Genomic DNA, 8,096 nt, shown 5'->3' with positions numbered 1-8,096 from the left:
GTCAGACGGCCCCGAACTCGCCGGCCCGGATGGCAGAGACGAAGGCCGACCACGCATCAGCCTGGAAGACCAGCGCGGGCCCCATGGGGTCCTTGGAGTCACGTACCGGGACGTTGCCGGGAAGGCTGTCCGAGACCTCGACGCACTGTCCTGCCTGGGCACTGTGGGAGCTCTTGCGCCAAGCGGCGCCGTGCAGGTCATCCATGATCAAAACCCTTCCGCACTTCTCGAATGAACTCGATGCTCGCAGCCCGGGACAACGCCTCGCCTTGCAGGTGATCGTACTCACTGGTCCAGTCAGCCAGCGTCTTGGGATCACGCTCAAGAAAGCCGCGCCGCTCCGTCTCGCTATAGCCAACGATGGACCTGTTCGGCATGGTCAGCAACGTAATTGGATGCGCGAACGGTCTAGCCTCGCCTGCCGAGAACGGGACCACCTGAAGCAGGAAGCGAGGACGAGCCGCAAGGGCTTCAAGGTACCGGAGTTGTGCGCTCATGACGTCACGGCCCCCGATCGGTCGACGCAGTGCCCCCTCGTCTATGACCGCCTGAACGAACGGCGCCGGGTCTCGACTGAGGGCCTGCTGCCTGCGGAACAGCAGCTCGGTTCGCTTGTCGGCCTGCTCCTCAGTTGCAACACCGCGCAGTACAGGCGCCGCCTGGTAGGCACGGACGTAGTCAGGTGTCTGCAGCAAGCTCGGGATGATGTTGATCTCGAACAGCCGCAGCGTTGTTGCCTTCGACTCGCTGCGCACGTACTCGTCGAAGCCCTCGAACAAGGCCCTCTGACCTGACGTGCCCCACTCCCTCAGGAACTGCTCTCCGGAACCAAACGCTCTGTCAAGTGCTGTTGCGATCTGTTGACTTGGTTTCCTACGGCCATGTTCGAGTGCCGAGATGTACGACGACGTGCAGCCGACCAGTAACGCGAGATGTTCTTGCGTCCACCCCCGCTGCTCCCGTGACGTGCGAAGCAGCGCCCCGAACTCGCCAGCCGGTGAGGCTTCGGGGTCAAGTTCCCTTTTGTTCACGGCGATTCGCCCTACCAAACGAACTGCTGGAGACAAGTTGAATAGCCCCGAAGCTTAGAGGACAGTTGGCGCACCCGGTAGCCATTGCGTTACGGAACGGAGCCCCCATGGCGCGTAGACGCACCCCCGCATCCCCCGCGAAGCCCCGATACCGCCCCCGGCCGGGTGAGTTGGTGAGGGACCGGCGTACCGGCCGGCTCGGCACCTACATGGCCACGCAGGGGGGCGAGGTCTACCTGAGGCCGAGCACCGGCGGTACGGAGTGGACGACGACCCCCGCGAACGTCGAACCCTACGGGGACGAGCCGACCATCCTCGTCGTCTCGATCCCGGACAGCCGATACCCGACCCCGGAGCCCGACCCGGCGGTCGCAGCGTGATCCGTGACGACGGGCTGTGGACGCCCAACCCGACGACCCACCCCCTCAGTGCGGACCGGATCGAGTCCGAGACGGTTACGCGGCACAACGAGTGGACGATCGAACCCGACTACGGGCCCGACGTCGACCCGCCGGCCTACGTGCTCACCTGCGTCTCCGAGGACGAGGCCGGCCGGCAGTGCCTCGCCGACTCCGGCGAGGTGTCCAGCGTCACGGACTACCAGGAGTTCATCCGGCTCCACCTGTGGGGTCACCCCGGGCACCGGTCGTACCGCCTGCTGGCGGAACTGGGCATGGTGGCGCGCCCGGCAGTGGAACCGCTGTGACAACGCTTGAACTCGCCGCCACAACCACCGTCCTGGCTGGCCTCGCCCGTGGCGACCGGCCGCTGCCCCCGCAGGTCGGCGACGGAAGCTCGTGGGTGTCCGGCGACTGCTGGTTCTACTGCGGACGTCGCGGCCTGCCGGTTCTCTGGCTCGGCCCCGCGACCGCCCCCGGTGGACTGACTGCCCCGCTGTACGCCTGCACCGACTGCATCGCCCGAATCAACGACCGCATTTGGGAGTACGCAGGGACGCGTGACGCTCAGGTGACGCCCGCCCGTGGTCGGCACGCCCGGCCGCGCCGACACCGCTTCTTCCGGCTGCCGGCCATCGAAGGAAGGTAACTCCCCATGATCCGCCGATCGCTCACCACACGGTTCGCCGCGGCGAGCCTGGCCCGGTGGATGCTGGACAACGGCACACCGGACATGTGGGCCCGGCTCCTGATCGAACCGGTTCCTCGGGTCCGGCTCGGTGAACGGATCAGAGCCCATGCGGGTACGGCGCTGTACCGCTCGCGGTGCTGGCTGATCGACGGATGGCGCCGGGTGGCCTGGCTGCTCGCGTCGCAGCGACGGCGCGATCGGTTGACGGCCCGGGACCTTGACCGGTTCCTCGCGCGCCACCCACAGTGCGCCACCGCCGTCCGCGCCCAACTCAACGAACCGGCCACCGGCTAGCCCGATCCCCCGAGACTGCCCGCTCTGGTCACGCAACCCCCCGGACGTGATCAGAGCGGGCCGCAAGCTCCGAGGGCAACACCTGACGCTGCCCCCGGAAACCCCCGCCCTGGCACAGCGCCGTGCAACCCACGGACGACCAGGGCGGGTCACATGCTCGGCACGCGGCATCGAAGACCAGCACCGTGCCGGGGCGCGGTCCGGGGGCGGGTGCCCCCAGGGCCGCGCGCACGCCGCCCCCTGTCCCTGTACTGCTCACAGGGCTGGGGGCTCTCACCACACGACCCCCGCCCCGCTCCACCCATTCCCGGCTCGGGGCGGGCACCAGACAGCCATTTGACGGAACGGAACAACTCCTGTGGAACCCCTGCGCCTTGACCCGCCGCAGCCGCGCCGCCGTGTCGACGTGTCCGTGCTGATCCGTGACCGGCTCGGCCGTGTTCTGCTGGTGCAGCCGAAGCACCGGTCCGACATGGTGCTGCCCGGCGACGGCGTGCACCCGAAGGAGTCCGTGTCCGAGGCCGCCGCGCGGGCGCTCACCGACAGCATGGGGATGCGCCGCGCAACCATGGGCGCGCTGCTCCTCGAACAGCACCCGGCGAACCTGGAGACGGGGTCCGCCGAGGCGTTGGCCGTGGTGCTCGATGGTGGGTTGATGGTCAGCGCAGACGCCGCAGCGCTGTCCCTGCCGATCCGAACCGAAGCGGTCGACGCGTTCGAGTGGGTGCCCCTCGACGCCCTCTCCCGCTACGTCCTGCCGGTCATCGAGCACCGGATCCGTGCGGCCTACGCCGTCGCGCTGCGCGGCATCAGGCTGCAACTCGCCTACGTGGGCGAGCCGGCCGATCAGCTCCGCGCCGCGTAGGACCTCCCGGAAGGCGGCAACGACCGTGCCCATCCCGAGACGACAACGTGCCGAACCCGTGGCGCCGGACGCCTACGCCAGCCTCGAAAGTGCCACCTACGCCGTAACAGTGATCGACGCGACGTCGAGCGGCTGCGAGTGTCCGGAGCGGGCGGCGGGCGGGTGCGTCGAAGATCTCGCACTTCCGCCGATCGGACGCCGGTACATCCACCACGACGGGCGCACGGGCACGTTCGTCCGGCGCGTTCGGAAGCTCGACCCGATTACCGGTGTGACCCTGCGGACCGCCGTGAAGTTCGAGTTCGTCAACAGGGACGGCGTCCCGATGTCTTGGGCCCTCACGTGCGCAGCGCCCCGGCACATGGAGAACCCGTACGAGGCGCGACGGCTCCACCGGCCGCCCCGGCACGCCCGGTAACACCCACTAGACCCCCGTCCTGCCCGCTGCTCTCTGCCAAGATCCGGCGGCCGGGACGGGTTCATCACCCAAGGAAGCGAGGGACCATGAGCGCAACGCACAGCCCCCGTGACACCGAAGTGAGCAACCGCCCCCCGCGGGCGAACCCCGCCGTCCACCGGATGCTGACCGGCCCGGCCCTCACCCCTGCCCACCTGTCGATGGTGTTGCTGGTCGTCGACGAGCAGGCCGTCGACGGCCCCATGCCGACCACGACCGTGGACCGCCTCCCCACCGTCATGCGCGACTGCAGCCGGCTCGGCATCCCGTCTGTGAAGATCTTCGCGCAGGCCACCGCGCGGGACGCGACCGGCAGTGTCTCGCTGGCCTCGGATTCCCTGATGGCCCGCGCCGTCCGCGTGGCGAAGAACGCCGCCCCTGAGGTCGCCGTCATGACGGAAACCTGCCTGTGCAGCTACACCCCCGGCGGGCTCTGCTACGTGACCGACCAGCGCGGGCGCCCGGACGTCGCGGCCACGATCGAGGTCACCGCGCAGCAGGCCGTCGCCCATGCCGATGCCGGGGCCGACATCATCGGCCCGGCGTCCATGGTGCTGGGCACGACCAGGGCCGCGCGCGACGCGCTCGACCAGTCCGGGTACGAGGACCGGTCTGTGATGCCGCACGTGATCTATCACAGCAGCCTGTACGACGGGTTCCGGCTGACCATGGGGGCGACCCCGCACGCCGGGGCGGACCGTGCATTTCAGATCAGCCCGACCCGGCCGAGCGAGTTCATCAGCGCGGCCCTGCGGCTCGTCGAGGACGGCGCCGACCTACTGCTACTTGAACCGGCGCTGTTCACCGGGGACATGGTCCGGGACCTGCGAGCGCGGACGACCACTCCCCTGTTCCCGTTCTCCGTGTCCGGGGAGTACAACAAGCTAGCGCCGCTCGACCCGGGGACCGGCAGGCGGGACGTGCGGACGCTCGCCGAGCTGTGCACCACGCTCCGCCGGGCGGGCGCCACCGCAACCGTCACGTATGGCGCGGTAGAGATCGCCCGGCAGCTCAACAGCTAGACCGCAGCAGCGGGCCGGATCGCGTCGAGGATGGACCGTGCGCCCTGGTCGATCAGCTCTTCGGCCAGGGCGGCACCCAACTTCTCCGGCTCGCTGCCGTGGCCGAGGAGTTCACCGGACACGCGGCGCCGGCCGTCGAGCGATGTCACCTGGGCGTACAGCGTGAGATAGCCGTCCGGCCTCATCTCGGCGTACGCGCCCACGGGGACGCTGCACCCCCCGTGGAGCTCGGCGAGCAGGGCCCGCTCGGCGCGCACCTCAGCGTCGACCGCAGCGTCACCAACCGTCGAGAGGACGTCCCGGATTGCCTTGTTGTCCTGGCGGACCTGAATCCCGAGCGCGCCCTGCCCGGGGCTGGGCGGGAACAGGTCGAGCGGGAGAGCCTCGGTGATCTCATCGTCGCGACCGAGTCGGCGAAGACCAGCGACGGCCAGCACGACAGCGTCGAGCTTCATCGTCCGCAGCTTCGCCAACCGGGTGGGCACGTTGCCACGGATCGGCACGCACTCAACGTCGGGGCGTACGGCCCGAAGTTGTGCGACACGTCGGGCCGCGCCCGTGCCCACCCGCGCACCCTTTGGGAGACCGGCGAGCGTCGACCCGCACAGCGCGTCGTGCACTTCCTCGCGGCCCGGCGGAGGCAGTAGCACGAGCCCCTCGGGGTTGGCCGTCGGAAGATCCTTAAGGGAGTGGACCACAACGTCAACGTCACCGCGGACTAGGGCCGCTTCCTGCTCCGTACTGAAGGCGGACCCGCCGCTCACGGCGCTAACGCTGGACAGGAGGGAACGACGGTCACGGTCGCCCCCTTCGAGGATCGGCCGATGCGTGAACCTGACATCCGGGAACTGCTCGCGCAGTGGGGCGAGGTACTCGCGAACCTGCGCCCTCGCGAGGGCGCTTGCACGTGAGCCGACCAGGAACGTAGGCACGGTGACCAACCCCTAGAAGTGACAGTGAGTCAGTTCAAGGGTAGGACCCGCGCTTGTCTGCTTATGCAGACAGCGCGTCGGAAACGCGGGTGGGCCGGCCGGCCGAGCTACTTGTCACCCACGGACGGGCGCTCGTTCGGCGGAACGACCAGGGAGCCCCGTCCCCATTCGGTCGTGATCAGCCCGTCGTCCCGGAGCAATTCGAGCGCACGCCGGATGGTCATGGTCGCTCGGCCGAAGCGTGTGGCCAATGCCGATTCCGACGGGAACAGCTTGCCCGAGTCGTACTCACCCGCGCGGATCTCTGCCGCCAGCTCAACCGCAACAAGGCGATACGGCGGAAGGCGGCGCGGGCGCTGGTCAGGGTCGGGCATGCGAGAAGAGTACGAAGACTCGGCGCGTGACTCTACTTAGAGGAGTAGATGGGTAGATGACTTAGAGGAGTTCGGCTATCGTCGCCCCACAACAACAGAAAGCCCCGGCGGGTGCTGGACACACCCCCGGGGCCATGGAGCCGCGGAGGGCTCAATGACGCACTTTATCGCCTGGGCATTCGGCGCCTGGGCCGCAATCCTGGCTGCTGGCTTGATAGCGCTCTACCTGCCCGTACACCCGGGACCCATCTACCAGCCCAAGGCCGCCGCACCTACGACACCCGAGCCGGCCCGGCCCGCGCCGGCGCCGCTCCCGCCCCACCTGATCGACTGGCGAGAGCCACTCAACGGCGAGGACAACGCGGAAGTCCGCCCGTACACCCCCGCACCGGTGGGCGAACCCCAGGACGACCCCCGGCTCACCCTGCCCCGACCCGGCACGGTTCAGGTCGTCCCCCGGTGGGTCACCAACCACGAAGCGCGGCTGCAGGTCGAACACCGCCGTGCCCTCGAAGCGGCATCGATCGAACTTCCCGACCCCGAACACATCCTCTGGGGCGCCCCCGCCGGGGCGGTGGCGTGATGGCACGGCCGTTCATCGTGGCCCTGGCCAACGGCACTCGAAAGGGCAACACGCGCGGGCTCAGGAAGTGCCACGCCGAAGGCTGGTCCATCCTGGCGGGCGAGTACTGGGAGGTACACCACGCCCCCCGCGCCACCCACGACCCCCGCCCGTGGACTGACGGCCTGCTCCGGTTCCGATCCCTCGACTGCTGGGCCGTCCCCCAGCACCGCCGCAACGCACGCCCCCAGAAGTAGCAGCACCAAGTCGGCCCCCGTTCGGGATCATCCCGAACGGGGGCCGCTTGCTGTTCTGCAGCCCTGACCGTGCCGCACCGCCCACGTTCCCGCAGGTCAGGCAGCGAGTGTTTTAGGGGCGTTGTTCCACATCAACGTTCCAATAACACTCGCCTCGGTACAGCCGAGCTCATCGCGCAGAGCACAGGCGAGCTGTGCCGCGCGGGCGCCTACCTCGGCGTACGTCCGCACGACCGGGCCGGTGCCGTCCCAGGTGGTGACCGTCGATCGACCGTGGATCGTGGACCCGTGTTCAAGGATTCGGGCGACGGTGAGTGGGACGTCTTGCATGGTGCTGTACACGGGTCCTCCTTGACCGGCCGGCGAGCGACGAGATTGCTACTGACTAGTAGCGGTCTCGTCGCCTGATTCTGGCGCGATGTGGCTGCGCTGTCAGCAGGCCGGGCCCGAATGAGACCCGTTTCTCGGTCTGGCGCTTACGCCGCGAGGTCGTGCGCCGCGGACACGGATTCCTTCGCCCAGGGGTCGGGCATCCAGATGGGGTGTATCTCGACCCGCACCTCGCCCTCGGGCGTCTTGACCAGCGCGACGCGTCGAACGAGCTTGCGGATGATCGCGTTTCGCTCCGCAGTCAGGAGGGTGTCCCACTCGGCCATGAGTCCGACGACCAGCGGGCGGAAGTCGCCGAAGGCCGGCTGTTCCACAACGACGGTTGCCTGCTGCAGCTGCCGCGCGATCTTGTCGCGATCCCGCTTGAGTTCGGCGACGGCGAGTTCGTAGACGTCTTCCTCGTAGTTCTCCGGGTTCACGTTCTTGTCGACGGCAAGTCGCGCCAGCGCGACTGTGAGCCTCTTGTGATCCTTTTCGAGGGCAGTGCGCTGCTTGTCTGCCCGTTTCCGGGCCGCGTCCGATTCATGTGCGCGCTGCACTTCCGCGGCCGGCGATTCGTCGATGCCTCGGGCGTGCACCTCTAGGAACTGCCGAACCTCGGACTCGACTTCGTGCCGCTTCATGTAGACGCCTTCGCAGGCGTGCCCGGCCGTGCGCGCCCGGCTTCCGCAGCGGTATGCGAATCCGCTGATCGCCTGCTTCTTGCGGACTGCCGCGTTGAGCGTTGCCCCCTTCCTGCAACCACCGCACGCCATAGCGCCGGTGAGCTCATAGATACCCTTGCGCGCCCGTGGCGCGCTCTCTTTGACGAGCTTTCGCCTGT

General features: G+C 68.7%; 11 protein-coding genes and 3 pseudogenes. 7 read left to right on the top strand and 7 right to left on the bottom strand.

Annotation, left to right across the window (positions count from 1 at the left end; translation table 11 throughout):
- Position 1: 1 nt before the first annotated feature.
- The 3 genes and pseudogenes from ABZ885_RS31450 to ABZ885_RS31440 all read right to left on the bottom strand — a co-directional run.
- Positions 2 to 211 (bottom strand): DUF397 domain-containing protein, encoded by a 210-nt coding sequence (locus tag ABZ885_RS31450; RefSeq protein WP_360196090.1) that lies wholly within the window; start codon positions 209 to 211, stop codon positions 2 to 4.
- Entirely contained in the window at positions 198 to 779 is a 582-nt protein-coding gene (locus tag ABZ885_RS31445) for a DUF5753 domain-containing protein (RefSeq protein ID WP_360196093.1), read from the bottom strand. The genes ABZ885_RS31450 and ABZ885_RS31445 overlap by 14 nt, the downstream gene beginning before the upstream one ends.
- A gap of 51 nt (positions 780 to 830) precedes the next feature.
- Positions 831 to 1,031, bottom strand: a pseudogene (locus ABZ885_RS31440) (helix-turn-helix transcriptional regulator); the annotation flags it as partial.
- Between the two features lie 173 nt (positions 1,032 to 1,204).
- On the opposite strand from ABZ885_RS31440, the gene ABZ885_RS31435 reads away from it, so the two are divergent.
- From ABZ885_RS31435 to ABZ885_RS31415, 5 genes are all read left to right on the top strand, one after another.
- Positions 1,205 to 1,411, top strand: a complete 207-nt coding sequence (locus tag ABZ885_RS31435; protein ID WP_360196087.1) for a hypothetical protein — start codon at positions 1,205 to 1,207, stop codon at positions 1,409 to 1,411.
- Complete coding sequence (locus ABZ885_RS31430) at positions 1,408 to 1,737, top strand: hypothetical protein (RefSeq protein ID WP_360196084.1); 330 nt, start codon at positions 1,408 to 1,410, stop codon at positions 1,735 to 1,737. Before ABZ885_RS31435 ends, ABZ885_RS31430 begins: the two co-directional genes overlap by 4 nt.
- Positions 1,738 to 2,084: 347 nt before the next feature.
- On the top strand, positions 2,085 to 2,414 hold the full coding sequence (locus tag ABZ885_RS31425; RefSeq protein WP_360196081.1) for a hypothetical protein: 330 nt from the start codon (positions 2,085 to 2,087) through the stop codon (positions 2,412 to 2,414).
- A 358-nt stretch (positions 2,415 to 2,772) separates the two neighbouring features.
- Positions 2,773 to 3,279 carry an NUDIX hydrolase gene (locus tag ABZ885_RS31420; protein ID WP_360196079.1) on the top strand — a complete coding sequence of 169 codons (507 nt, stop codon included), beginning with the start codon at positions 2,773 to 2,775 and terminating at the stop codon, positions 3,277 to 3,279.
- Between the two features lie 504 nt (positions 3,280 to 3,783).
- Positions 3,784 to 4,758, top strand: a complete 975-nt coding sequence (locus ABZ885_RS31415; RefSeq protein ID WP_360196077.1) for a hypothetical protein — start codon at positions 3,784 to 3,786, stop codon at positions 4,756 to 4,758.
- Here the strand turns inward: ABZ885_RS31415 and hemC are convergent.
- A complete protein-coding gene (gene hemC, locus ABZ885_RS31410) occupies positions 4,755 to 5,690 on the bottom strand; it encodes a hydroxymethylbilane synthase (protein WP_360196074.1) in 936 nt (311 codons plus the stop codon). The two genes, ABZ885_RS31415 and hemC, sit on opposite strands and share 4 nt — an antisense overlap.
- A 107-nt stretch (positions 5,691 to 5,797) precedes the next feature.
- Entirely contained in the window at positions 5,798 to 6,064 is a 267-nt protein-coding gene (locus ABZ885_RS31405; RefSeq protein ID WP_360196071.1) for a GntR family transcriptional regulator, read from the bottom strand.
- A 154-nt stretch (positions 6,065 to 6,218) separates the two neighbouring features.
- Between ABZ885_RS31405 and ABZ885_RS31400 the strand changes: the two genes are divergently transcribed.
- Together ABZ885_RS31400 and ABZ885_RS31395 are read left to right on the top strand one after the other, a co-directional pair.
- Positions 6,219 to 6,647 (top strand): hypothetical protein, encoded by a 429-nt coding sequence (locus ABZ885_RS31400; protein WP_360196068.1) that lies wholly within the window; start codon positions 6,219 to 6,221, stop codon positions 6,645 to 6,647.
- Positions 6,647 to 6,883 carry a hypothetical protein gene (locus tag ABZ885_RS31395; protein ID WP_360196065.1) on the top strand — a complete coding sequence of 79 codons (237 nt, stop codon included), beginning with the start codon at positions 6,647 to 6,649 and terminating at the stop codon, positions 6,881 to 6,883. Before ABZ885_RS31400 ends, ABZ885_RS31395 begins: the two co-directional genes overlap by 1 nt.
- A 117-nt stretch (positions 6,884 to 7,000) precedes the next feature.
- Here ABZ885_RS31395 and ABZ885_RS31390 read toward each other — a convergent pair.
- Together ABZ885_RS31390 and ABZ885_RS31385 are read right to left on the bottom strand one after the other, a co-directional pair.
- Positions 7,001 to 7,225 (bottom strand): annotated as a pseudogene (locus ABZ885_RS31390) (fatty acid--CoA ligase); the annotation flags it as partial.
- Positions 7,226 to 7,359: 134 nt separating this feature from the next.
- Positions 7,360 to 8,096: pseudogene (locus ABZ885_RS31385) on the bottom strand (hypothetical protein); the annotation flags it as partial.

Source organism: Kitasatospora sp. NPDC047058, from assembly GCF_040643935.1.
Lineage (GTDB): Bacteria > Actinomycetota > Actinomycetes > Streptomycetales > Streptomycetaceae > Kitasatospora.
The sequence above is the reverse complement of the archived record's forward strand: the minus strand, read 5'-3'. Positions and strand labels throughout refer to the sequence as shown.